This is a genomic window from Marinomonas posidonica (genome assembly GCF_043643765.1).
In the GTDB taxonomy this organism is placed as follows: Bacteria; Pseudomonadota; Gammaproteobacteria; order Pseudomonadales; family Marinomonadaceae; genus Marinomonas; species Marinomonas posidonica_A.
The window spans coordinates 122,711-148,930 of the sequence record NZ_JBHZSP010000012.1 but is presented as its reverse complement, the minus strand read 5'-3'; the positions used below and the strand labels follow the sequence as shown (position 1 = coordinate 148,930).

Genomic DNA, 26,220 nt, shown 5'->3' with positions numbered 1-26,220 from the left:
AGATAGCAGCTTATGTCTGAGCGCTTGAACAATGCATTTCAATTCGTCGAAGTTGATCGTCAGGATCCAAAGAAGAAGCCTTTAATCACGCGTAAGGCTCAGTTCGTCGAAATTTATAAACCGTTTGAAGAGCCAAGTGCCAAAGGCCAGGCCCATCGCTGTTTAGAATGTGGTAATCCATATTGTGAGTGGAAATGTCCAGTACACAATTACATTCCAAACTGGCTGAAATTGGTCAGTGAAGGCAATATTCTAGAAGCTGCTGAATTAAGCCACCAAACGAACTCCTTACCAGAAGTGTGTGGTCGTGTGTGCCCACAAGATCGTCTTTGTGAAGGCGCTTGTACACTGGGTGAAGGTGGTTTTGGCGCGGTAACCATTGGTTCGGTTGAAAAATACATTACGGATACGGCGTTTGCTTTAGGTTGGCGTCCAGATATGTCAAAAGTCGTGCCAGTGAATAAGACGGTTGCGATTGTTGGGGCAGGCCCTGCCGGTTTGGCCTGTGCTGACGTGTTAGTGCGTAACGGGATCAAGCCAGTAGTATTTGATAAATACCCTGAAATCGGTGGTTTGCTGACCTTTGGTATCCCTGAATTCAAGCTTGAGAAGAGCGTCATGACACGTCGTCGTGAAGTCTTTGAAGAAATGGGCGTGGAATTCGTATTGGGTACCTCTGTGGGTGACGATGTGCCGTTTGAACATGTGTTAGAAGAGTACGATGCGGTCTTTTTAGGCATGGGGACTTATAAATACATGAAAGGTGGATTCCCGGGTGAAGACCTGCCTGGTGTGTACGACGCTTTGGATTACTTGGTTTCCAATGTGAATCATTGCTTAGAGCTAGAAGAAGACGAAGCGGATTACATCAACCTGAAAGGTAAGAAGGTTGTCGTTTTAGGTGGTGGTGATACCGCGATGGACTGTAACCGTACTGCGATCCGTCAAGGGGCGAAAAGCGTCACTTGTGCCTATCGTCGTGACCGTGAAAACATGCCGGGTTCTCGTAAAGAAGTGACTAATGCCAAAGAAGAAGGCGTGCAGTTCTTATTTAACCGTCAGCCGGTAGAAATCATTGGCGATGGTAAAGTAGAAGGCATCAAGGTCGTTGAAACTCAGATGGGTGAGCCAGATGAAAATGGTCGCCGCAGCGCTGAGATCATTGAAGGCAGTGAGCAGGTGATTCCAGCGGATACGGTATTGGTGGCTTTTGGTTTCCAAGCGAGTCCAGCACCATGGTTCGAAAAATTTGGCATCGAAACCGATTCACGAGGCCGAGTGCTTGCACCGAAAAAAGGTCAGTTTATGTTCCAAACGACTAACGAAAAAATCTTCGCGGGTGGTGATATGGTTCGCGGTTCTGATTTGGTTGTAACCGCCATTGATGAAGGTCGTAAAGCGGCGGAAGGCATCATGGACTACCTAGACGTGTAATATGCCAGAAACACACTGAATTGAAGCAGAGTGTTTTTGATTGACATAAAATGCCAACTTAATTCGTTTAAGTTGGCATTTTTTATGGCTTAAAACATCTAAAATAGAGAGAGCGTCGTATCTACTAAAACGACGCACAAAGAGGATGACTATGTTTAGTTTCTTGAAAGCCGATCCAAAGAAAAAGCTCAACAAAGAGTATGGCGAATTGCTTGAAAAAGCCATGCAGGCTCAGCGTGGCGGCGACATTCGCTTGTATTCTGAATTAACGGAAAAAGCCGAAGCCGTGAAGGCTAAGATGGATGCATTACCTGCCTCCACCTAACTACTTAATCTGATTGTGATATTAGAGTGCCGGCATGGTGGCTTTACTAGATTCATTGGGTCTAATTAATCCTAAACTCTCTTCCGCGAAGCCGGTACCTGCTTCGGTATAGAAGTTGAAGACATTATCAATGCCTGCGGCAAGCAGCTCTTCGCGCTCATCTTGGTAACGAGCTATGGCCGCTATTTGTCCCTGATAGTTTGCTTTGCGTAACTGAATCGCGATATTGGTACTGTCTTCGGCAATCGGTAACGCCAGCATGATAAGCTGAATGTCGGCAGTGTCCAGTCGTTCCCATAAATCCGCATCTTCACCGTCTCCGTAAAAGACGTTTTCATTGGCTTCTTGCATACGTCGAATCCGAATCCGGTCAGCATCCATGCCAGCAACACCGCTGCCGACTAGATTTTTGAGCGATTCAAACGCACCGCGTCCTACTCGTCCTAAGCCGACGATGAGTATTTGTGCGTCTTTGGGCTGACTAAAGACATCCACAGGCAAGCAATCGGGGCGTTCAAATTGGCGAATCGCATCTTTATTTTTTCGATACAGTCGATGAGATTGGCGATAAATGATACTGGTGATAACAAACGAAAAAGACACAGCCAGCGCCAAAATCACCAGCCATTCTTTGTTTAGCCAGCCATTGGACACACTCAGTGCCACGACAATCAGACCAAACTCACTGTAATTCGATAAGATTAAAGCGGATAAAAATGAGGTACGACCGCGCAACTTCAATTTTGTGAGCAAGACAAAGAAAAGGGCAAATTTTGCTAAAATCACCAAGGTAATAATGAGACTGATGCCAATCATACTTAGTGTGGGGAGCGCAGTAAATCCGATGGAAAGGAAAAAGCCGATTAAAAATAGATCTTTAAAATTCATTAAAGACTTGTTCATTTCAGAGGCTTTGGCATGAGAAGCCAATAGGATGCCGAAGATTAACGCGCCTAGATCACCTTTGACGCCGACTAGGTAAAATAACTCGTAGCCGCCCAAGGCAAGAAAAAGGCCGGTTAACGGTAGCATCTCTCCGTGCCCAGCTTGATCAACCAGTTTGTTGATCAAAGGGCGAACTAGAATTAGGCCGAATAGACCCAATGCCCAAAGCGAAGGTATGTGTCCAGTGGCGGCAACTAGAAACACCACCGCTACTATGTCCTGCATCACCAAAATACCCAGTGCCAGTTGGCCATGACGTGTTTTAAGCTCGCCGCTCTCTTCTAGCAATTTCATAACACAGACAGTGCTTGAGAAACTCAGAGCGAACCCAATCAAGGCGGCTGTCTGTAGGGTCAATAGGTTAAAGAATGGCAAACTCAGCATGGCAAAAAGTAAACCTAGACCACCGAACAATACCGTCCAAATCCCCATATGACTTAACGTTGACGCCCAGACTTCACGCTTTAATAGATCTTTTACGTGCAACTTAAGCCCGATGCTAAACAGCATCAGAGTAATGCCCACATTGGCGAGAGAATCCAGAATACTACTTGGTTGAATACCCAGATAGTTGAGTAAGAAACCGGCCAATAGGAAACCGATCAAGGGCGGCAAATTGACCAGTTTCACCGCAAGCCCACAAACAAAAGCGAATAAAATCCAAATAAATTCCATACATTCCTTCTAAATGAACGGCGTACAAAAAGGGGCTTACATCATACGAAATTTGTTTACTAAGCGCAGCTTTGAATTGATTGCTTTTCGAGTATTTGAGAAAAAGACATACCGTTATTGGTATGTCATAAAGCGTTATTTCTATTTGAATGGTATGTCTAATTTACCTACGCTGCTGAGTAGGTTTTAAAACCTGATTGGCTAGACAAAATAATCATAATAACTCTAAAGGCCAACTGAGCTTGCTTTTTGTCGAGCTTACTTGGTCACAACAGGAGAAGCTAATGAACTACCTAAAAAACACCATGATTGGATTGGCGGTTGGTGCGACGCTACTCAGCTCGGCCAGTACCTTTGCTGCGAATGGCTATGTTGGTATCGCGATGCCAACAAAATCTTCCGCACGCTGGATCACAGATGGCAACTCAATGGTTACCCTCTTCAAAGATGCGGGCTATAAAGTGGACCTACAGTACGCGGAAGATGAAATACCGAATCAACTTTCTCAAATTGAAAACATGATTGTAAAAGGTGTTGATGTTTTGGTCATTGCGGCAATTGATGGCACGACCTTATCCAATGCCTTAGAAAATGCCGATGCCGCTGGCATCAAAGTGATTTCCTATGATCGTCTGATCAAAAATAGCCCTTATGTGAGTTACTACGCGACGTTTGATAATTTCAAAGTCGGTGTGCTGCAAGCTAAGTCGTTGGTCAGTGGCATGGAGCAACGTGGTAGTGGCCCTTATAACGTGGAACTGTTTGGTGGTTCTCCTGATGATAACAATGCTTATTTCTTTTACAACGGGGCGATGTCTGTGCTTCAGCCAATGATAGATTCAGGCAAGGTGAACATCATATCAGGTCAAATGGGCATGGATAAAGTTGGTACTTTGCGTTGGGATGGCGCGACCGCGCAAGCACGCATGGATAATTTATTGTCTGCGCATTATACCACCCAGCGTATCGATGGCATTTTATCGCCTTATGACGGTATCTCCATTGGCATTTTGTCTTCGCTAAAGGGGGTTGGCTATGGTTCTGGCGATATGCTGATGCCGATCGTGACCGGGCAAGATGCGGAAGTGCCATCGGTTAAGTCCATTATCGCAGGCGAACAATATTCAACCATCTTTAAAGACACTCGGGAACTGGCCAATGTGACAGTGGGAATGGTTCAGGCGGTGTTGAGTGATACCCAGCCAGAAATCAATGATACCGAAACTTATGATAACGGCATTAAAGTTATACCCAGCTATTTGCTGGAGCCGGTCACAGTGGATAAGTCTAACTGGCAAGATGTGCTGCTCGGCAGTGGTTATTACACTAAGTCTCAAGTCGAATAACTGGCTCGAAGACACGGTTAACCAATGCCTTATAGTACTGAATCAAGAGGTCTAGCTTGGTCGGGCATTGGTTGGCGTGTGACTTAGTACAAAGTGTTTCTATTGTCCTAATTAACAATAATAACGAGGCGGATGCGTTGCTAGCGAAAGCTTTTTTTGCGAATAACGCGTCCAGCTGATGGGATGTTTTATGGAAAATATCATTTTGGAAATGCGCGGCATTACCAAGACCTTTCCTGGCGTAAAAGCTCTCGACTCAGTGAACCTGAAAGTACGTGAAGGCGAAATTCATGCCTTGGTAGGGGAGAATGGTGCAGGCAAATCGACGCTGATGAAAGTGCTGAGTGGCGTGTATCCATACGGCAGTTATGACGGCGACATTCTATTTAACAATGAAACGGCGCGATTTTCAGGGATAACGGACAGCGAAGCAAAAGGCATTATTATCATTCATCAAGAGTTAGCTCTGGTGCCGCTGTTGTCGATTGCTGAGAATTTATTTTTAGGCAATGAGAACCTTGATAACGGCGTGATTAACTGGCCGAAAACCTATGCCCGAACGCAATCTCTACTCGAAAAAGTCGGATTAAAAGAGTCGCCCTCCACTTTGCTTGGTCAATTGGGGGTGGGCAAACAGCAATTGGTTGAGATCGCTAAGGCCTTAGCCAAGGATGTGAAATTGCTGATTTTGGACGAGCCCACGTCAGCGCTGCAAGAAAACGACAGTGCCAAGCTGTTGGATCTATTGTTGGAGTTCAAAGCGCAAGGCATTTCTTCCATTCTCATTACCCACAAACTCAATGAAATCAGCCGGGTTGCGGACAGCATTACGGTGATTCGTGATGGCCAGTCGGTGTCTACCCTAGATTGTCATGCACAAGCCATTAGTGAAGAGGACATTATTCGCGACATGGTCGGCCGTGATATGGCGCATCGTTATCCCACTCGAGACAACGCATCCGACGGCGGTCATCCTGGCAAAATGCTGATGGAAGTAGAGGCTTGGAATGTTTGGCACCCAGATGCGCTAGATCGTCAGATCATCCATGATATTCGTTTTCATGTTCGTGCCGGTGAAGTAGTTGGTATTGCTGGGTTAATGGGGTCAGGGCGAACAGAATTAGCGATGAGTCTGTTTGGTCAGAGCTACGGCAAAAATATTCAAGGCGAAGTGAGGTTGCGTGGTGACATCGCGGATTTATCAACGGTACCCAATGCCATAAAAAGCGGTTTGGCGTACGTGACGGAAGATCGCAAAGAACTCGGTCTGATTTTAGAGGAAACCATTCAGATCAATACCACTTTGGCGAATCTGAATGGCGTTTCTTCACGGGGTGTCATTGATGAAAATAGAGAGCGTCAAGTGTCAGAAGACTACCGAAAAGCCTTGAATATTCGAACCCCTAGTGTGTTTCAAAAAGTCATGAATTTATCAGGTGGTAATCAGCAAAAAGTGGTGTTGAGTAAATGGCTGTACTCACAACCTGATGTCCTCATTCTGGATGAACCGACTCGTGGTATCGATGTCGGTGCCAAATTTGAAATCTACAGCATCATCAATCAGCTGGCCGATGATGGCAAAGGCGTGGTGATGATTTCTTCCGAGATGCCGGAGTTACTAGGCATGTGTGATCGTATTTATGTGATGAATGAAGGCCGTTTTGTGGGTGAGTTAGAGCAAGCCGATGCCAGCCAAGAAAAAATCATGTCAATGATAGTGAAAGCGTAACAGGAGCAAGAATCATGACAACAACAAAAGAAACCACTTCGTCGGTGCAAGCAGCACCTTCTGTTACTCATTATTTGAAAACACATGTGCGAGATTATGGGATGTTAATTGCGCTGGTGGTGATCATGGCGATGTTTGAGTTTTTAACCGATGGCACCTTGATGCGGCCGGTGAACTTAACCAATTTATTTCTACAAAATAGTTACATCATCATTATGGCCATTGGCATGTTACTTGTGATTGTGGCGGGTCACATTGACCTGTCAGTAGGTTCGGTTGTTGGATTCATTGGCGCATTGGCGGCGGTTATGTCGGTCAATTATGATTTGCCAACCATCATTGTTGTGCCTGTTTGCCTTTTGGTCGGGCTGATCATTGGTGGTTTGCAAGGGTATTGGATTGCCTATTGGAAGATTCCCGCTTTTATTGTCACTTTGGCAGGTATGTTGGTGTTTCGTGGCTTGACCCTAGCTTTATTGGAAGGGCAATCGGTGGGACCTTTTCCGAAGAGCTTTCAGCTATTGAGTACTGGCTTCATTCCCGATGTGTTTGGCGTTGGTCGTCCTAATGTCACCGCTTTGGTGCTTGGTATTTTAGCGGCCAGTACCATTGTCTTTTTGGCGGCGCGTAGTCGTGCTCAATCTTTAAAGTATGGTATTCAAGACGAACCCTTCTCGTTTTTCCTCGTTAAAAACGCCTTAATTGCCGCGGCGATTATCTATCTGTCTTATTTGTTGAGCACGTATCGTGGATTGCCCAATGTATTGATTACCATGGCTGTGCTCATTGCTATTTATACCTTTGTCACTAACAGCACCACCATTGGACGTCGTATCTATGCTTTAGGCGGTAATGTGAAGGCGGCCAAATTGTCGGGTATTAATACCGAACGTCTGACTTTTTTGACCTTTGCCAATATGGGCATGCTGGCCGCGCTGGCCGGTCTTATCTTTGCGGCGCGTCTGAATACGGCGACACCCAAGGCGGGTTTTGCCTTTGAGCTGGATGTCATTGCGGCTGTCTTCATTGGTGGCGCCTCAATGACAGGAGGCGTGGGGAAAGTGATTGGTGCTGTGATTGGTGCATTCATCATGGGCGTCATGAATAACGGTATGTCGATTTTGGGAATAGGCATCGATTGGCAGCAAGTCATTAAAGGTTTGGTCTTGCTCGCGGCGGTGGTCTTTGATGTCTACAACAAACAAAAAGCACGCTAAGGAGCCAATTATGTTGTTTCTATCGCAAATAAAACAAGGTGGCGTGGTGTGTCGCGAAGGGCTGGAAGCGCGCCTCGTGAATCAGGCTTTGAGTGTGTATGAGCTGGCGCAAGAAGCCATTAGTCATAACGTCACATTGGCGTCCGTGATTCAACAGCACGGATTGGGGGAGCAAGTGGATTTGGCCGCATTAGCACAGAGCAATCAGCTTGATTGTCCTGTGCGGCATCCAGATCCAGCGCACATGTATTTGACGGGGACCGGATTAACGCATTTAGGGTCGGCCGCTACTCGTAATGCCATGCATGCGAAAAGTGAAGAACTGACGGATTCGATGAAGATTTTTCAAATGGGCATTGAAGGGGGAAAACCCGTTGAAGGTCAAGAAGGTGTTCAGCCCGAATGGTTTTATAAAGGGAATGGGGCTGGTGTGATCGCGCCAGGAGAGGAACTAGCGTCGCCTTCTTTTGCCTTGGATGGTGGGGAAGAGCCAGAAATCGCGGGTTTTTATCTTATTGGTGAAGATGGCAAAGTACATCGACTCGGTTACACATTAGCCAATGAATTTTCAGATCACGTGACGGAGCGTCAGAATTATCTTTACTTGGCCCATTCTAAACTACGCCCTGCAGCGTTTGGTCCTGAGTTGTTGGTCGGTGAATTGCCGATGCACATTGAAGGACATTCTCGAATAGAGCGAGGTAAAACCACCTTATGGGAAAAGGGCTTTGTCTCGGGTGAAGACAATATGTCACACACCTTCAAGAATCTTGAACACCATCATTTTAAATATGCCATTTTCCGTCAGCCAGGGGATCTGCACGTGCATATGTTTGGCACGGCCACCTTATCTTTTGCGGATGGCATTCAAGCTCGCGAAGGGGATGTCTTTGAAATTGTTTCGCCGACTTTCGGTTTGCCACTGCGCAATACCCTCTCTAAGGCCGCGCCATTATCGACAGAAGTGAGTGCCATATGAATAGGCTACCGAGTGCCATTTACCCAGATTTGAAAGACCGCTCCGTGTTTGTGTCAGGAGGGGCGACGGGCATCGGCGCGGCGATTGTGGAGGCCTATGCAAAACAAGGTGCGAAAACGGCGTTTGTGGATTTGGATGAGAACGCGGGGTGTCAGCTGGCAGAGCGCTTGTTGAAGGATGGGCACAGTGTGCGCTTTGAGATGTGTGACATTACGAATATCAAAGATTATCAGAGCAAAATTCGTCATGCAGCAGAGGCTTTCGGGCCCATTAGTGTTCTGCTTAATAATGCGGCCAATGACGTTCGTCACTCGTTAGCGTCGCTGACGGAAGAGCGTTTCGATGAATTGGTGGGCGTAAACATCAAGCATGCCATGTTCGCGGCTCAAACAGTCGCCCCCATGATGAAAGAGCTTGGTGGCGGTTCTATCATCAATTTCGGTTCGGTTGGTTGGATGATGGCCACCGCTGGCTATCCAACCTATGGCACAAGCAAAGCGGCGATACACGGGTTAACTCGTTCGTTAGCTCGTGATCTTGGTGCCGCTGGTATTCGCGTCAATACCTTGGTCCCAGGTTGGGTGATGACGGAAAAGCAGCTGCGTTTGTGGGTCGATGATGCGGCTGAAGAAAAGATTAAGCAAAGCCAATGTTTGGCTGGCAAGGTGCTACCAGAACATGTGGCGAATATGGCGCTATTTTTGGGGTCGAATGCAGCTGTCATGTGCTCGGCGCAGAATTTTATTGTTGATGGAGGTTGGGTATGACGGAGTCATCAAAAAAGGCATTCGTGCCCAAACCATGGCCGCGAAAATTACGTTCCAGCGAATGGTTCGGCGGTACGTCTCGTGATCATATTTATCATCGCAGTTGGATGAAAAACCAAGGCTTGCCTGCTGATTTATTTGATGGTCGCCCAGTGATTGGTATTTGTAACACCTGGTCGCAATTAACACCTTGTAATGCGCACCTTAGAGAACTGGCCGATCGAGTGAAGCACGGTATTTATGAAGCTGGCGGTTTGCCATTAGAGTTTCCCGTTTTTTCGGTTGGAGAAAGCTCTCTAAGGCCGACGGCCATGATGTACCGGAATATGGCGGCCATGGATGTTGAGGAAGCGTTACGAGCGAACCCTTTGGATGGTGTTGTTTTGCTGGCGGGTTGCGATAAAACAACGCCCGCGTTATTGATGGGCGCGTGCAGTGTGGACATTCCGGCGATTGTGGTCTCAGGTGGCCCGATGCTCAATGGTTATTTCAGAGGTGAACGGGTTGGTTCGGGCACCGCCTTGTGGCAGATGTCAGAGGACATCAAAGCGGGCAACATGACTCAGGAAGACTTTTTAGAAGCAGAGCAATCCATGTCTCGCTCCGCCGGTTCCTGTAATACGATGGGAACCGCCAGTACCATGGCGTCGATGGCCGAAGCGTTGGGCATGGCGCTGTCAGGAAATGCAGCGATTCCGGCTGTAGACAGTCGTCGTCGGGTTATGGCGCACCTTACTGGGCGTCGAATCGTTGATATGGTGAAAGACGATCTGAAACCGTCGGATGTGTTAACAAGACAAGCATTTGAAAATGCCATTCGCATCAATGGCGCCATTGGAGGTTCAACCAATGCGGTGATTCATTTATTAGCCATTGCGGGCCGAGTGGGTGTTGATCTGAATTTAGATGACTGGGATAAGTTGGGTCAGGACATTGCCACCATAGTGAATCTCATGCCGTCAGGGAAATATTTGATGGAAGAGTTTTTCTATGCGGGCGGATTGCCTGTGGTGATTAAGCATCTAGCTGAAGCTGGAAAACTTCATAAAAATGCGCTTACTGTCTCGGGTGAATCGATTTGGAACGAGGTTAAAGAGGTTCGTAACTGGAATGAGAATGTTATTTTACCGGTTGAAAAAGCCTTAACTCAAAAAGGCGGTATCGTCGTTCTAAAAGGTAATCTTGCGCCTCAGGGGGCCGTGCTTAAACCCTCAGCGGCCTCGGCGCATTTATTACAGCATCGCGGACGGGCGGTGGTGTTTGAAGACATTGATGATTATAAAGCCAAGATCAATGACGAAGCCTTAGACATAGACGAGCATTGCGTGATGGTGCTGAAAAATTGTGGTCCGAAGGGTTACCCAGGTATGGCCGAAGTGGGCAATATGGGCCTGCCGCCCAAAATCTTACGCAAAGGCATTAAAGACATGGTGAGGATTTCGGATGCGCGGATGTCAGGCACCGCTTATGGCACTGTGGTGTTGCATACTACGCCGGAGGCCGCTGCGGGTGGTCCGTTAGCCGTGGTGAAAAATGGTGACATGATCGAGTTGGATGTAGAGCGTCGTTGTTTGCGAGTAGACATCACGGATGAAGAAATGGCGACTCGTTTAGCCAACTGGAAAACACATCTTGAGGCACCTAAAAGTGGCTATATTAAATTGTTCCATGATCATGTCCAAGGCGCCGATACCGGGGCCGATTTTGATTTTTTGAAAGGTTGTCGTGGTGCAGCGGTTCCGAAAGACAGTCATTAACAAGATCTGCAAACTATCTCGTCATAATTAATAAGGAGACAGCATGTTAACCGGACAACACTTTATCGCTGGGAAGTGGGTAAAAAGCGAAGACACGTTTTCATCTCATCCTGCGAGTGGACCTTCTCACTCTTTTTACGTTGCTCGAGCGGCCGATGTGGATGCTGCTGTTAAAGCGGCGGAAGCGGCTTTTGAAACGTATGGTTACTCTTCTCGTCAAGATAGAGCCGTTTTTTTAAATGCCATTGCCGATGAGATAGAGGCTCGTGGCGATAGCATTACAAAGATTGGCGTACAAGAAACGGGTTTGCCAGCAGTCAGATTGCAAGGTGAACGAGGCCGTACTGTGGCACAATTGAGATTGTTCGCCAGCCACATCTTGTCAGGTGAGTATTTGGATCGCCGCTTTGATGGTGCGTTAGTGGATCGTGAGCCGTTACCTCGTCCTGAATTACACATGATACAGCGACCAATTGGTCCTGTGGCGGTATTTGGTGCGTCCAACTTTCCATTGGCTTTTTCGACGGCGGGTGGCGATACCGCCGCCGCCTTAGCTGCAGGTTGTACTGTTGTGGTAAAAGGTCATCCGGCGCATCCTGGAACTGGGGAAGTCGTGGCACAAGCCATCGCCGCCGCCATTCAAAAATGCAATATGCCAGCGGGCGTATTTTCCTTTATACAGGGAGATGGCTTTGCCGCAGGGCAAGCTTTGGTTCAGCATCCTTTGATTAAAGCGGTTGGCTTTACTGGCAGTTTAGCGGGAGGTCGCGCGCTCTTTGATTTGTGTTCGGCACGTCCTGAGCCGATTCCTTTCTTTGGTGAATTGGGGTCCGTGAACCCCATGTTTGTTCTGCCAGACGCGCTAAAAAATCGAGCGGAAGAATTGGGCCAAGGTTGGGCGAGTTCACTGACAATGGGTGTGGGGCAATTTTGTACGAATCCCGGTATTGCGGTGATGCTAGATAACACCGATTCGCAAGCCATGATAACCGCCGCGAGTGTGGTTTTGTCGGAAGCTTCTGCGCAAACCATGTTAACCGATGGCATTGTCAGTGCTTACCGTTCAGGAGTCGCGACGATAGAGAGTGCTGAGGTCTCGTCGGTTCTACGCACAGCCGATACCGAAGACCGTACAGCACGACCAAATTTGTTCGTGGTGTCAGGACAAGCTTGGCTGGACAATCCGATCTTGCATCAAGAAGTATTCGGTCCGCTAGGTTTGGTTGTATTAGTGGACAGCATTGAGCAAATGATTGAGTTAGCTCGTCATTTGGAGGGGCAGCTGACTTGCACGCTTCATCTTGATCAAGGAGATTATGCGGTGTGTCAGAAACTTATGCCTATATTGGAACGCAAAGCGGGGCGAGTGTTGGCGAACGGTTTTCCAACCGGTGTTGAGGTCAGTGACACCATGGTTCACGGTGGTCCATACCCTGCGTCTACAAACTTTGGCGCTACTTCTGTCGGTACCTTGTCGATCCGCCGTTTCCTGAGACCTGTGTGTTACCAAAACATTCCAGAGGCGCTTTTGCCTAGAGATTGCTCGGAATTGTCTGTCTAGTTTTACGCTTGGTTAACGTTTTACTTACTTGTTTAAGAGCTTGTCGATTTTTGTTCTAGCTCGGCAAGCACTAAACGTTTGAGTTGATTGGCTAGAGGCGATAACTGGCGACCTTGCATTTGTAATACATAGTATGGGCTCATGGTGATGCTACGATCCAATTGAAGGACTTTCAGTTCTGCATTTACCTTTTGCCCCACGAGAAGGTCGCAGACTTCACTGGCCATTGGTGCAATGGCATTGGATGAGACTAGAATGGCAATCAATGCCAGTAATGATGTGCTGTTGGTAATGCTTAACGGTAACTCGGCGCGTTCTTCCATAAAGGCCGCTTCTACGGCCTCTCTTATGGGGGCTCGATGGGATTGCATCACCCATTCAAAATGAGCTAAATCTCGAACGGCGATTTTTTCTACATTGGCTAAAGGATGATCTTTGCGTACGACGAGTTGTACGGACTCACTTCTTGCTGGGAAGATTTTAAATTCATTGGCATCATATTGTTTTGGAATCCGGGCCAATACAAAGTCATTGTGGCCGGCAATTAAGTCTCGAACTAAGCTGTCGCTGGTATCGACGTTTATATCGATTTCCGCTCTGGGCGCAATGGCGCGCAATTGTTGAATAGCAGGAATGACAAAGCCAACAGCCGCACCTGTCACGGCTCCGATTGCGGTTGTGCCTCCTCCACCTTCTTTGAGTTCACTGACCTCCCTGGCGAGATCGCGTAATTCAACAATAAGATTATGTGCACGACGGGCGACGGCTTGTCCAACTAGAGTTGGCTCCATCCCTTTTGCATGGCGAATGAATAAACGTGTGCCAAGGGTTTGTTCAATGTCGCTTAACATTCGCGAGGCAGCGGGTTGTGTCATGGCCATTTCATCGGCAGCAATGCCCAGTTGTCCATATTCTGAAATGATGGAAATCAAGCGCAGTTGATTGAGCTTTAAATGTTTGGCTAGACCTAATTCCATAGTCCCCTCGTTTGTTGTTTTTATAGGTTATTTATGATGACATCCAGTACATTACACAGTTTACTACAGGTACTGAAATAAGCAGTTTTATTTATGTCATAAGATGGATAGACTGTTCTCTTTTTTAAAGATAAGTATGTCGAGCTCTGATCCTGTCGTGCGAAATCCCTCAATAAAACGTCTTCCCGAAGTGGAATTCATTACTCTGTTTGCTCTGATGATGTCCTTGACGGCACTGACCACAGACGCCATGTTGCCAGCGTTTTCCTTTATTGCCCAAGACTTAGCCATCGACAATTACCAGCATACCCAGTGGATTATTTCGGCGATGATTTTGGGTATGGTGTTTGGTGAAATTACCTTTGGACCCTTGTCGGATGCCATTGGTCGGAAAAAGAGCATCGGCATAGGCATTGGCATTTACTTAGTGGGAACCCTAGTGGCGTTGTGCTCTATGTCATTGGAAATGCTATTGCTTGGCCGCATGATCCAAGGCTTTGGCGTATCGGCTCCGAAAATCGCTTCACGTGCGCTGATTCGAGATTTGTATAAGGGCGCGGCCATGGCACGCATCATGTCTTTTATCATGATGGTGTTTTTGCTGGTGCCTTTACTCGCACCTGCAATCGGTCAGTTGGTGATGCAATTGGGCAATTGGCGTTGGATTTTTGCTATGTTGTTGATTCAATCTTTAATCGCATTGGCTTGGTTATTTTGGCGACAACCGGAAACCTTGCCAAAAAAGCGTCGCATTCCTTTGCATTGGCGCAGTTTACTGCGAGATGCGCGAGACATCATAAATCATAAAGAGGTCATGGCCTTTACTCTGTTGTTGGGCTGTATTTTTGGCAGTTTGATGCTGTATATCAGTACGGCACAGTCAATATTCCAAGATATTTACGGGGTAGGGGACGATTTTCCTTTGTACTTCGCCATGATGGCAATTGGCTCCAGTATCATGAATTTCTTTAACGGAAAAATTGTGCTGCGCGTTGGTATGAAAGCTTGTGTGTATTTTGCTTTAACCTTAATGGTCTGCTTGTCCTTTGTGCTGTCGCTGGTGGTCTTGTCTTATGATGGTGTGCCACCTTTTGTGTATTTTATGGGAATTTGCATGGCGATGTTTTCTTGCTTTGGTATGGTGTTTGGTAATGTCAATGCCATGGCAATGGAACCACTCGGGCGAACAGCGGGTTTGGGAGCATCGATGATTTCCTCTTTATCAAGTTTTGTTGCGATCGTTTTGTCAGCTTCTATAGGGCTGTTTTATCAAAATACCTTAACGCCCTTTGCGACAGGCTTCTTTCTTTTATCCGTGACCAGTGCGGCGCTGATGTTTGTAGCAATACGTTTTTCTTCCCTGAAAAACGTGTCTGCTGAATAGGCGATTAAGGCATGAATTGACGCTGAATGGCGGTTTCCGGATCGAAGCTCTCTACTTTGATGTCTTGCGCGGTTGCCGTCCATTTCCAAGTCGTCGCTAAACGCTCTGGAGTGATTTCCCCTAAGCCATCCTGATCACTCACGCTGTTGTGCACTAGTTTTTTGATCGAGATGATAGTATCTGTGGCGGTTTTGGCGTCTACCTCGGGCACCTTTTTATGAACGATTTCGCCGCTTTCTTCTGGATGTTGCCATGTATAGACAACGGCTTTTTGGAAGGCTTTGGTAAAACGTTTCACCACATCTGGATGTTGTTCAAGGAAGTCATCTGCCGCGATGACGGAAGTTGAGTAAAACTCCAAGCCAGCGTCATACCAAGGGAGCACGCGAAGTGTTTTACCTGCTTGAATGGCTTGATCCTGATATTTCACTTTGTCTGTTATCCATGAAATCACCACATCTGTGTTGCCACGAATCAACATAGGGTTTAAGGCGCCTGGATCGGCTTTCACTAGTTGAATGCTGTTTTCATCCACTTGGTTCACCTTTAACAAAAGTGGTAAAAACACATTGGATGAGGTGTAAGGAGAGGTAGCGATCTTTTTGTTTGCTACGTCAGACACTGTGTTTATACCAGAACCCTCTAACACAAAAAAAGCGTGGGGCGCTTTACTGAATACCGAATACACAGCGGATACGGGTACTTGGTTCTGCTGCTTTGACATCAGTAGAGCCACCAAGTCACTTAATCCTATATCGGCATTGCCGGTGGCAATTTTGTTGATGGCGTCATTGGAACCGCGACCACTTGCTACCTCTACTTCTATGCCTTCTGCTTTGAAAAAGCCTTTTTCGATACCGACATACACAGGGGCTTTGTCGCCACCGGGTAACCAGTCGAGTTGAAATTTAACCTTGTCCATTGCAAAGGCATTGCTGAGACTGAAACAAGCTAAGATGGCGGCGCTAAGGCCAAGTCGCTTGATAAGATGACGAGATTGGGATCGAGTCGTTTTCATACGTGTTCTCCATGTTGATATCCAGCTTAGTAGGCTTTACCAAGCGGTTTTACTATCACAACCACAAAGAGAATGAGGTGCTGAAAGGACGAGAGGGCAGGGTACACAGGCGTGAATAAGAAACGTCTGTCACTTCCCTTTCGACACCAAACAGGGTGGTCGAATCAGGTCGTGAGCAATGCCCTAACTTATAAACCGCATAAGTCTGACCGCTTCTACTCAACATTGTGTGTTCATGTCACACAGATAAGATATAGCAATAAGTGGGCCAGCTTGTGTTTACTGCTTTGGCAGAACAACTGGGTATGAACAGATAAAATGTTCTTTTTGTTGCACGAATAATGTGCAATGAAACGATGTCTTGTACGCTGATTGAGCATTTTATCAACAGGAAATTCTGCAAGCGTGTGTGAACTCTGATTGAATAGCTTTGGTACAAGCTTTGCTTATCTTTGATGGTGTTTATATCGGTTTATAAAGGTTCGCAGTAAAGAGTAGAAGCGGTTAGTGCCATTCGGCCCAGACATTGCTCTTTCCCATTCGGAGGGAGTTATGAGTCAGTATTTTATTCATCAAGCAGAAGCGGTGTTTGGCTTTGATCGTCCTGTATCCATTCGTCTTAAAGATGGTATTATTGCCGATATTGGTGATCGTCTAGTCGCCATGGATCAAGACATTGTTATTGATGCCAGCCAATGCGTTATCTATCCAGGTTTTGTTAATACTCACCATCATTTGGCACAGTCCATTTTAAAAGGCGTTCCCGCAGGTTTGAATCAAGGGTTAGGGGAGTGGCTGGCTAGTGTGCCGTATCAATTTTGGCCACATATTACCCCAGAGCACATGTATGCAGCGGCTAAGTTGGGACTGTTTGAGCAATTAAGGTCGGGCGTCACGACTTGTGCGGATCACCATTATTTATATCACGCTGCGACGACGCCGGAATTGGAAGAAGCGGTTTGGCAGGCCGCACAAGATCTTGGTGTGCGCTTTGTGTTATGTCGTGGCGGCGCAACATCACAGGGCAGCCATAAAGGTATGCAAGGCAGTGCCATTCAGCCTGAGCCGTTGTCACTGGCCTTGACTCGCATGGGAACGACCTATCAACAGCATCATGATGATAGTCCTTTTAGTATGACGCGTTTGGTGGTGGCGCCTACTAGCTTGGTACATACCTCGCCCGTAGAAGATTTAAGGACCTTTGCTGAATGGGCCAAAGTTCGAGGTTTAAAACGTCATTCGCATTTACTGGAAGTGGGCTTTGATGAGCAAATGGCCCAACAAAAATTTTCCATGAGTGCCATCGATTACGCAGCCCATTGTGATTGGTTAGGGGAAGATGTGTGGTTCGCTCATCTGGTTAAGGCGGACGAGGATGCCATTCAGCGATTGGCGCAAACCGGAACCAGTATTGCTCATTGTCCCACATCAAATTGTCGCCTTGGAAGCGGTCTTGCTCCGGTGATTGCTATGGAACAAGCAGGTATGAAGATCACGTTGGGCGTGGATGGTTCGGCATCCAGTGAAAGTGCGTCTATGTTGCAAGAACTCAATTTAGCTTGGTTGATTCATCGCTCTCAACATGGGCCTGAAGCGACTAACATTGAGCAGGTGATCCGCTGGGGAAGTGAAAATGGCGCGGACTTATTGGGTTTGAAAACGGGTAAGTTGGCACAAGGCTACGCTGCGGATCTTGTCATTTACTCGTTGGCGTCACCGCGTTATGCCGGCGTACATAGCCGACTAGAAGCGCCGGTTTTATGCGGTGAACCTGCTAAAATTGCCTACAGTTTTGTCAATGGCAAGCTGGTGGTGAAACAAGGTGACGTTATCGGGGTTAATAAAACTAGATTGCAACAAGAAGTAAATGAGGCTTGTCAGGATCTGTTGGCTAGGGCAATCAGCAGTTAGCTTGGTTAATTGAATTCATATCAGCCTTGTCAGTGTGTTACAGCAAGAGATTTCGTTGATATCTTCACAATTAAAGTGGCGATTCTTCCAAACAGTCACGGAAAAGGCGTTATAATATAGCGTTTATCATTATCTGAGTGTCTTTTCTCGTATGTCTGTGACTCCCGCTTCTTCTCTTGGTCGTGAACTCTTCAAAATGACTTGGCCTATGTTATTTGGTGTTCTGTCATTAATGAGTTTTCAACTGGTCGACAGTGCTTTCATTGGTCAATTAGGCGTATTACCCCTTGCTGCACAGGGTTTTACCCTACCGGTGCAAATGATACAAATGGGTGTGCAAATTGGTTTAGGTATTGCCGCGACGGCGGTGATTGCTCGTGCTCTGGGGGCTCAGAATGTAACCTATGCAAAACAGCTAGCAGGCTTAGTGTTGGTGTCGGGTGGGCTGGGCATTGCGCTGTTAGGCTTACTTATCTGGCTGCTTAGATACCCTATCTTAACCCTGCTTAGTGCGCCTTTCGATGTTTATCCCATTATAGATAGCTACTGGCCTTATTGGCTGGTCAGTTCGTGGGTAGGGGCCATCCTGTATTTCTATTACAGTATTTGCCGCGCTAATGGCAATACTATCTTGCCCGGTGTGCTCATGGTACTCACCAGTGTGATAAACATCATACTCGACCCTATTTTTATCTTTACCCTGAATCTGGGCATTCAAGGGGCCGCTATGGCGACCATAGTGTCATTTGGTTTGGGGGTCTTGATTGTGGCGCCCAAAGTGATGCAAAACAAATGGCTAAGCTTGGATTGGAAAAACCTTAATGTGAAAGCCAGCCTAGCTCAGATAGGTAATATCATGGGCCCCGCCATGGTTAGTCAGTTGCTACCTTCGGTGTCTTCAATGTTGGCGACCAAGCTTCTTGCAGGCTTTGGCGCGGCGGTGGTAGGGGCGTGGGCGTTGGGTTCTCGTTTTGAATTTTTTGTGATTGTGCCTGTGTTGGCCTTAACCATGTCTATGCCGCCCATGGTAGGGCGTATGTTAGGGGCGAAACAGCTACAAGACGTTCGTCAGTTGGTTCACATAGCGGTGAAATTCATCATCGCCTCTCAAATTCTAATTGCCTTATTAACCTTTATATCATCTGGTTTTATTGCCGGTTTAATGAGCCGTGATACACAAGTCACCAGCGTGCTGCATTTATACCTAGTGTTAGTGCCGATTAGCTTAGGGTCTTTAGGTATTTGCATGCTCATGGTGTCGGTGTCTAACGCCTTGGGCAAATCCTACACCGCCTTGCTTATATCGGCTTTGCGACTGTTTGTTTTTTTCTTGCCTTGCTTATGGCTAGGGTCTCAACTGGCAGGACTAAAAGGTATTTTTATCGGTGTGCTAGTGGGGAATCTACTGGCGGGTGTCTGTGCTTGGTTTATTTATCGTCGAGCACTGGTTCAGGTAGAGCAGTTGATACAAGCTGAAAAAAGTGACTCACCAAGCTCAGTTTAAATTGATAATGATAGAGAAAAATCCCCTATGCATAACGTTAGATAGGGGGGAATGTTTAAAATGAGTTGAGGGTGTGTTTGACTGCCTCTTTCCAGTTTGGTGCTAAATTCGATAAGTCCATATCTTCATTGCATTGATCAAACCAGATAAAGGCGTCTTCAATGGAAGAGAATATCCCACCGGGAATACCAAATACCGTCGTCACATTCATGTTTTTCATGCGAGGATATTGATCGGGCGGGACAATAATCATCATACTGTTTACGAGACTACGAAACTTGATGTCAGCCCCTTTTGACATCCATTCTAGCGTCGCTTTACCGACGCCAGAATCTTGTTCAAGTGAGGCCTTGTCGGTATAAAGGCGAATAACATGAAACGGCTCGCTTTTGTCAAACCATGCATTCCAATTCTCTAAAGACTCTATATGTTGTTCCAATGTCAGCTTTTCTTGTGCAATAGTTAGCGCCAAAGGCCAATGCGTATTTTCGTGTATTAAAATGCCCATTATTTTTCCATCACAGCGCTAAAGTTGATATTGAATGCCAACTAAGAAGGTTCTTGGTTGAAGTAGTACCGCTGAATCCGCGGAGGCAGAATCTGAGTCTGAGCGCTGAAAAACGGCTGTCTCTTCATCAAACAAATTATCAATACTGGCAAACCATTCAGCGTTACCTGTCGTGTAAGAGGCTTTCACGTTCGTCACAATGTACGCGTCTGTTTTAGATTCAGCTTGGTTGGCTAAGTAGGTAAAATAGCGGTCGGAGTAACGTACATTTAAGTTGGCTTGCCAAGCTTCTTTTTGCCAGTCCAAATTGAGGCTAGATGTGATGGTTGGAGACGTAGCAAGGTCGTTGCCCTCTAAGCTCGTATCATCGGAGAATTTCACGATTTCAGTCTTTAGTAGGGCGATGGAACCAGACAATGTGAGTTGATCTGACACGAGTACCGTTAAGCCTTGTTCGAGCCCCCAAGTATTCACCTTGTCAGCATTGACAATAGAATACGAGCCGTCGTTGTTCCAATCGTCAGTCGTACTGTAAGCTAACTGAAGGTCTTTATAGCGAGTGTGGAAAAGGTTTTGTGTGCTACTAACTCGTCCTGCTAAGAAAGTTTGTCGACCATAAATTTCATAGGTCCAGGACGTTTCTTCTTCGTATTCATAGTCGTTTACGGCAAAGGTGGCAGAATTCAGTGTCCAGCCAGCGCCGCCTGCATTATAGCCTTTGGAAATTTGTACGCCCCAGCTGAGATTGTCAGACTGGTGCCAGTTGATGCCCACTTTGGGTAATAATTCGGAATAACTTTCATCGTGGTTGAAATCATCTGCCGTTATGCCACCACTGTAATCACCACCATGACGTTGTCGGGATTCATACTCATGACGCAAGCCCAGTGATAGGGCGAGATCTTCTGACAACGCAAATGAGCTTTCTGCGTAGGCACTTAATGTGTCTGTTTCGTCTTCATAGTGCAGATCGCCAACGCTGAAGAGTTCTGAGAATTGTTCTTCTCGCGCACGATAATAATAGAGTCCTGCGACGGCATTCCATTTGCTATCACGGTAGTAAATTTGAGGTTCCAATACATATTCACGGGTATCAATTGTCGTATTTGTGCTGTTCTCTACGGTGGTGCGAGTAAAGTCTACATCTGTTGCGGAAGCGTTTAATCTAAATTGGAAAGCAGAGGTAAGATCTTGAGAGTAATCCACGGACATGGTGTTGGTCACAGGATTATGTTGAGGTTGTTTTACCGCATTTGATACCTTGTTTTGATAGGGTTCTGAGACTACTTCGTTCGCTGGTCCTGAGTAATCCGAATGAGATAGACCAATTAGTAGTCTGGCGTTGTTTTCTGTGTCAGGTTCAACGAGGAGCTTACCTCTGATATTAACGCTTTCATATAGACCTGGGTCGTCTACCCCATCGTAAGATTCGAATTCGACAGACGATTTTCGTTCCGTCCAGTCTGCGGCTAAACGGATTGCCACTGAGTCTTCTGTGATTGGCCTGTTTACAACCGCAGACATTTGCTGGTTATGATGGTTGCCTACTGCGGCTCGTAAAATGGTCTCGTCTTCGAAGACAGGGTCATTCGTTTTGATGTTTACCGTGCCTGCCATGGCATTTCGGCCCACTAGAGTACTTTGAGGCCCACGTAAGACTTCAACCGTATTCACATCAAATAAATTGATATCACTATAGGCCACTTCATTGAACGACATTGGTCTGTTATCTATTTCGTAACTCAATCTAGATCGACCACCAGCAAAAAGAGCAATGGCATTTTGAGCCGCCCCTGTACCGTCTATACCTCGTACTGTCGGTGCAGTACCTGTGCCATCCATCACCGACACATTGGAGGTTGTTTCTAGGATGTCTTTGACTGTGGTTATGCCGGCTTGATTTTTAATGTCCTCTTCATCAAAAATTTCGGCGCTTTCTGCACTTTCTTGTACAGATTGGTCCAGTAAGCTTGCTGTGACAATAAGGGCATCTAGCGTCAGTGTATTATCTGACAGTGAATTTTTATTGTCTTCTGCTTGTGCCATTTCAGGAACCAATGCCAGTGGCAGAAACAGAGTGGAGAGTAGTGTTTTGTTGAGCATTATTTGAGCCTTTTGGTGTTATCGATAATAATTATCATTAATACTATTGCGATGACAACCTTTAAACCACTCCATAAGCGTCCGAAATGCTCCAATAGCGGGACTAATATTTCAATTCCATTGACACTTAAATAACAATGCTTATCATTTTTGTTATTCTTTTTTTTTGTGGATTAATTATGACGAAATATCGATTGTTGTTTTTAAGTTGTTTAATGACTTTGAATGCGGCTAGCGTGATGGCAACGCCCGCGCCACCTGAGCGAATTGCGGTGGCTGGCGGATCTATCACTGAAATTATTTATCGTCTTGGAGAACAAGACCGTATTGTGGGCGTGGATTCTACGAGCATCTACCCTGAAGACACCAAAAAATTTCCAGTATTAGGGTATGTCCGAAATATTGCGGTAGAAGGTGTGTTGTCTTTAAACCCTGATTTGTTGTTAGGAGAGGAGGACACTGGTCCAATTAAAGCACTTGAGCAAATCGCCTCAGTCGGCGTAAAAACAGACATAATAGAAAAAGATAATACCCTCCTAGCGTTACAAGAAAAAATAATGCGGATTGCCTCCTTGCTGGACGTTGAAGAAAAAGGTGACTCTCTTTTAGAAGACATTCAAATTGATCTTGATGCATTGTCTTATGCGAAACAGCACCTTCCTGAGTCGGTCAAAAAATCGCCGCCTAAAGTACTATTTTTTCTTACATTAGAAAACGGTGCACCCATTGCGTCAGGTTCAGGTACACCAGCTCATACAGTTGTTGAAGAGGTTGGAGCAATCAACTTATTAGCCGATTATGATGGCTGGATAAAACTGTCTCCAGAGTCGGCGTTGGCATTAGACCCTGATGTCATAATTGTCATGAATCGACGTCAAGATGTTTTCAAGCAAATTGGTGAGCTTGCTCACTTCAAATATATGAAAGCGGTGAAAAATAAAGAGGTTTACATCATAGATGGTATTTACCTCCTTGGTTTTGGCCCTCGTACTCCGCAAGCGATTGTTGAATTAGGCACCATGATATATCAAGACTTCCCTTTGCCTGCGGGCTATGAGTTCCGCGCTCCGCGAGACGATCTACCTTCTATGGCAGAGCAATAAGCGATGCAAAAAATGGTATCGCTTTACCAAAAACGGGGTAAGCGTCAACTTATGGCGATCCCATTTACGTTGGGATTAATGCTGTGTTCGACTTTTTGGGCTTTGGTCGTTGGTGCTGTACCTTTATCGGAAAGTGATATTTTAACCTATGTTAGTCATGGCTTTTCAGAGGTTAACAGTTCATTAAGCACACGGGTTCTGTTTGAAATTCGATTGCCTAGAACAGTTTTATCTCTCTGTGTCGGCGGTGCATTAGGGCTTTGCGGTGCCGCCATGCAGGCGCTGTTTAGAAATCCACTTGCTGACCCTAGTTTGATTGGTGTCGCGGGTGGCGGAGCTTTGGGGGCCGTGACCGTTATTGTACTGGGCTATTCTTTATGGCCTCAGGCAATGGGTGTGATCGGTCAATATGCTCTACCAATAGGGGCTATGTTGGGCTGTTTGGGGGTCTGTGCCATCATCTATAGATTAAGCAATCGCCAAGGTCAGTTCACCATCATTACTTTATTGCTATCTGGCATTGCGGTAAATGCGATTGTGGGTTCTCTCATTGGTATTTTAACACTTGTGAGTAGCGACAGTGAGCTAAGAGAGCTGACGTTTTGGACCATGGGGAACTTGGGCGGTAATAGCTGGGCATTAATATTGCCCGTGTTAGTGTTAATCATCATTAGCCTGATTGGCCTTAGTCGGCTGGCTAACCCTCTTAATCTGTATTTACTCGGCGAAGCTCAAGCACAGCATCTTGGCGTGTCGGTATCGTATTTAAAGAAACAGGTCTTTATTTACACTGCTATGGCTGTTGGTGCAGCAGTCTCTATTAGTGGGATGATTGGTTTTGTTGGTTTTGTTGTCCCTCATCTAGTCAGAATCCTTATTGGTCCTGATCATCGTTTTCTGTTTCCCGTCAGTATGTTGTTTGGTGCCAGCTTTTTAACCATAACAGACGTTATCGCTCGTATTGTGATTGTACCGGCTGAGTTGCCCATTGGCTTGGTGACGAGCGCATTAGGTGGCCCTTTCTTTTTGTTTGTTTTATACAAACAAACTGGTCGATATTAATATTGAGATTACAGGAACCCAGTATGAATATTGAAATACAAGCCTTGTCCATCTCTGTTAATAAAAAAACGCTTTTAGATGACATTGATTTAACCATTAAACCTAATGAGTTAAGCCTGCTTATTGGGCCGAATGGAGCAGGTAAATCCACCTTACTGAAAGCTTGTTCCGGTGATATGCCACCCAGCAAAGGAGACGTTTATATTAATCAAAAAAGCCTCTCTTGTTTTTCTCCTATTGAGTTAGCTAAAACACGAGCCGTTATGACGCAATCGTATCAAATGGGGTTTAGTTTTACCGTGATAGAGGTGGTGTCGATGGGCTGTTTTAATTATGAAGAAGGCATATCTCAAGTTAAGAAACTCGAGATCCTTCAGGATGTTATGCATTTCATGGAAATAGAACACCTTGCCGAGCGCAATTTTGTGACGTTGTCAGGAGGAGAGCAGCAGCGTACTCAACTGGCTAGGGTATTAGCACAGCTATGGTTACCTTACGAACAGGAGGAAGCTCGCTATTTATTTCTTGATGAGCCAACGTCCAGTTTGGATGTGTTCCATCAATATCATGTGCTATCGCTGGCCAAAACGCTGACGAAACGTAATATTGGTGTATTAGCGGTGATTCATGATTTGTCTTTAGCGGCCAGTTTTGCGGATCAGTTGGTGCTATTAAATAACGGAAAAATCATCACGAAAGGTAGGCCTGAAAACGTTTTACAGCGATCACATCTCGAAAATGTTTATGGCATAAAAGCGGAATACTATCATCATTCTGTGACCGTAAAGCCTTCCGTTTTACTCGACCAACAGCAATAAATTCATAAGTGTGATGCTTTGAACGTTCAACATGACGCAAAAAAGAGACGTTTAATATACAGTGTATTGACGTTATGGCTTTATTTGATAATCGTTCTCATTCGTGATATTTTTTGTGAGTGGATAGATTTTAATTGCAACGCGTAATGTCTCAGGGACGAGATTGCTTTTAAGGTGTTTTGAATGATAAATCAGTTAAAGGACCAGACTTCTCAAACTGAGTTAAAAGGCTTTAATAGCCGCATGCAGGATTTAGGAATTGTGCCCACACTTTCTATCTCAGATAAACGAGGCGAGTGTTTATTAGCACACGCAGAGTTTATGGCATCCGAAGGCTGTTTTTCAGCAAAGCCTTCTCCGTTTCTCATGCTTAATTTATGTACCGGTCATATAGGTCGTATGAAACGAGAAGGTGAAGGGCCATCGTTGGAAGGTGTTTTGCGCCCAGGTACCGTTGCTATAGCATTACCGGGCACTATTGCTTCAGGCTACTGGCCTCAAACTCAAATGTTAGGCATAGCGATTAAACTCGATGCTTTTACCCCAGATAATGGGGAAGGTTTTCATGTTGAGAACTTTATTCCTGCCGCGTCTCAACTTCATAATGATCCACTACTAACGGCCGTTATGATCGCACTGTGGCGAGATGCTGAGGTTCATGGTTTATCTGGGGCATTTTTCGAGCAAGGGATTTATACGCTGTTAAATAGGTTGGTTGACTATGAGCCGAAGTTCCCACAAAAAAACATCGTTTATCCATTAAATGGCCGACGTTTGCAGCGGACTTTAGATTTTATGGAAAGCCGACTTGGAAGTGATGTGAGTGTGGCTGAACTGGCAAAACTAACCGATCAAGATGTCCGTTCGTTTACTCGATCATTTCAGGCATCAATGGGGTTTTCTCCTTATGCCTATTTTACGTTTCGTCGTATGGAATACGCCAAACGGCTATTAGTTGATAAATCTTTGATGATTACCGATGTCGCACTACAAGTCGGTTACACTAACCCGAGTAAATTTTCGGCAGCATTTAGGCGCATTGTGGGTGTCACACCTAACGTATGGCGTAAGCAATAAGCTAATTAGTCTTCCTAATC

Annotated in this window: 21 protein-coding genes; 16 read left to right on the top strand and 5 right to left on the bottom strand. The window is 45.9% G+C overall.

Annotated elements, in window-relative coordinates; genetic code table 11:
- Positions 1–12: 12 nt before the first annotated feature.
- Together ACHUFM_RS14670 and ACHUFM_RS14665 are read left to right on the top strand one after the other, a co-directional pair.
- Positions 13–1,434, top strand: a complete 1,422-nt coding sequence (locus ACHUFM_RS14670; protein WP_394183086.1) for an FAD-dependent oxidoreductase — start codon at positions 13–15, stop codon at positions 1,432–1,434.
- 151 nt (positions 1,435–1,585) lie between these two features.
- Positions 1,586–1,759, top strand: coding sequence for a DUF6435 family protein (locus tag ACHUFM_RS14665; protein ID WP_394183084.1), 174 nt, complete (start codon positions 1,586–1,588; stop codon positions 1,757–1,759).
- A gap of 21 nt (positions 1,760–1,780) precedes the next feature.
- On the opposite strand, the gene ACHUFM_RS14660 is transcribed toward ACHUFM_RS14665, so the two are convergent.
- A complete protein-coding gene (locus ACHUFM_RS14660) occupies positions 1,781–3,379 on the bottom strand; it encodes a cation:proton antiporter domain-containing protein (protein ID WP_394183082.1) in 1,599 nt (532 codons plus the stop codon).
- A gap of 284 nt (positions 3,380–3,663) precedes the next feature.
- Here ACHUFM_RS14660 and chvE point away from each other — a divergent pair, with 284 nt between their 5' ends.
- From chvE to ACHUFM_RS14625, 7 genes are all read left to right on the top strand, one after another.
- Positions 3,664–4,725, top strand: a complete 1,062-nt coding sequence (chvE, locus tag ACHUFM_RS14655; RefSeq protein ID WP_394183080.1) for a multiple monosaccharide ABC transporter substrate-binding protein — start codon at positions 3,664–3,666, stop codon at positions 4,723–4,725.
- Between the two features lie 190 nt (positions 4,726–4,915).
- Positions 4,916–6,454: a multiple monosaccharide ABC transporter ATP-binding protein gene (gene mmsA, locus ACHUFM_RS14650; RefSeq protein WP_394183078.1), complete on the top strand. Its 1,539-nt coding sequence runs from the start codon at positions 4,916–4,918 to the stop codon at positions 6,452–6,454.
- A 14-nt stretch (positions 6,455–6,468) separates the two neighbouring features.
- On the top strand, positions 6,469–7,671 hold the full coding sequence (gene mmsB, locus ACHUFM_RS14645) for a multiple monosaccharide ABC transporter permease (RefSeq protein ID WP_394183076.1): 1,203 nt from the start codon (positions 6,469–6,471) through the stop codon (positions 7,669–7,671).
- Between the two features lie 10 nt (positions 7,672–7,681).
- Entirely contained in the window at positions 7,682–8,650 is a 969-nt protein-coding gene (araD1, locus tag ACHUFM_RS14640) for an AraD1 family protein (RefSeq protein ID WP_394183074.1), read from the top strand.
- Entirely contained in the window at positions 8,647–9,417 is a 771-nt protein-coding gene (locus tag ACHUFM_RS14635; RefSeq protein ID WP_394183073.1) for an SDR family NAD(P)-dependent oxidoreductase, read from the top strand. Before araD1 ends, ACHUFM_RS14635 begins: the two co-directional genes overlap by 4 nt.
- Positions 9,414–11,174, top strand: a complete 1,761-nt coding sequence (gene araD, locus ACHUFM_RS14630) for an L-arabinonate dehydratase (protein WP_394183072.1) — start codon at positions 9,414–9,416, stop codon at positions 11,172–11,174. The genes ACHUFM_RS14635 and araD overlap by 4 nt, the downstream gene beginning before the upstream one ends.
- 43 nt (positions 11,175–11,217) lie before the next feature.
- Positions 11,218–12,735, top strand: a complete 1,518-nt coding sequence (locus ACHUFM_RS14625; RefSeq protein ID WP_394183071.1) for an aldehyde dehydrogenase (NADP(+)) — start codon at positions 11,218–11,220, stop codon at positions 12,733–12,735.
- A 32-nt stretch (positions 12,736–12,767) separates the two neighbouring features.
- Here ACHUFM_RS14625 and ACHUFM_RS14620 read toward each other — a convergent pair whose 3' ends face one another.
- Positions 12,768–13,712: a LysR family transcriptional regulator gene (locus ACHUFM_RS14620; protein ID WP_394183069.1), complete on the bottom strand. Its 945-nt coding sequence runs from the start codon at positions 13,710–13,712 to the stop codon at positions 12,768–12,770.
- A gap of 136 nt (positions 13,713–13,848) precedes the next feature.
- Between ACHUFM_RS14620 and ACHUFM_RS14615 the strand changes: the two genes are divergently transcribed.
- Positions 13,849–15,096, top strand: coding sequence for a multidrug effflux MFS transporter (locus ACHUFM_RS14615; RefSeq protein ID WP_394183067.1), 1,248 nt, complete (start codon positions 13,849–13,851; stop codon positions 15,094–15,096).
- A gap of 4 nt (positions 15,097–15,100) precedes the next feature.
- Here ACHUFM_RS14615 and ACHUFM_RS14610 read toward each other — a convergent pair whose 3' ends face one another.
- Entirely contained in the window at positions 15,101–16,114 is a 1,014-nt protein-coding gene (locus tag ACHUFM_RS14610; RefSeq protein WP_394183065.1) for an ABC transporter substrate-binding protein, read from the bottom strand.
- Positions 16,115–16,666: 552 nt separating this feature from the next.
- Between ACHUFM_RS14610 and ACHUFM_RS14605 the strand changes: the two genes are divergently transcribed.
- Complete coding sequence (locus ACHUFM_RS14605) at positions 16,667–18,025, top strand: amidohydrolase family protein (protein WP_394183063.1); 1,359 nt, start codon at positions 16,667–16,669, stop codon at positions 18,023–18,025.
- A 151-nt stretch (positions 18,026–18,176) separates the two neighbouring features.
- The gene (locus ACHUFM_RS14600; protein WP_394183062.1) at positions 18,177–19,529 is read left to right on the top strand and encodes an MATE family efflux transporter; all 1,353 of its coding nucleotides are present in this window, start codon (positions 18,177–18,179) and stop codon (positions 19,527–19,529) included.
- A 55-nt stretch (positions 19,530–19,584) separates the two neighbouring features.
- On the opposite strand, the gene ACHUFM_RS14595 is transcribed toward ACHUFM_RS14600, so the two are convergent.
- Together ACHUFM_RS14595 and ACHUFM_RS14590 are read right to left on the bottom strand one after the other, a co-directional pair.
- On the bottom strand, positions 19,585–20,037 hold the full coding sequence (locus ACHUFM_RS14595; protein ID WP_394183060.1) for a hypothetical protein: 453 nt from the start codon (positions 20,035–20,037) through the stop codon (positions 19,585–19,587).
- 18 nt (positions 20,038–20,055) lie between these two features.
- Positions 20,056–22,140 carry a TonB-dependent receptor gene (locus tag ACHUFM_RS14590; protein ID WP_394183058.1) on the bottom strand — a complete coding sequence of 695 codons (2,085 nt, stop codon included), beginning with the start codon at positions 22,138–22,140 and terminating at the stop codon, positions 20,056–20,058.
- Positions 22,141–22,319: 179 nt separating this feature from the next.
- Between ACHUFM_RS14590 and ACHUFM_RS14585 the strand changes: the two genes are divergently transcribed.
- The 4 genes from ACHUFM_RS14585 (at position 22,320) to ACHUFM_RS14570 (ending at position 26,200) form a co-directional block, all read left to right on the top strand.
- Positions 22,320–23,243 carry a heme/hemin ABC transporter substrate-binding protein gene (locus ACHUFM_RS14585; RefSeq protein WP_394183057.1) on the top strand — a complete coding sequence of 308 codons (924 nt, stop codon included), beginning with the start codon at positions 22,320–22,322 and terminating at the stop codon, positions 23,241–23,243.
- Between the two features lie 3 nt (positions 23,244–23,246).
- Entirely contained in the window at positions 23,247–24,305 is a 1,059-nt protein-coding gene (locus tag ACHUFM_RS14580) for a FecCD family ABC transporter permease (protein WP_394183055.1), read from the top strand.
- Positions 24,306–24,328: 23 nt separating this feature from the next.
- A complete protein-coding gene (locus ACHUFM_RS14575; protein WP_394183053.1) occupies positions 24,329–25,123 on the top strand; it encodes a heme ABC transporter ATP-binding protein in 795 nt (264 codons plus the stop codon).
- Positions 25,124–25,306: 183 nt separating this feature from the next.
- Entirely contained in the window at positions 25,307–26,200 is an 894-nt protein-coding gene (locus ACHUFM_RS14570) for a helix-turn-helix domain-containing protein (RefSeq protein WP_394183052.1), read from the top strand.
- Positions 26,201–26,220 lie beyond the last annotated feature (20 nt).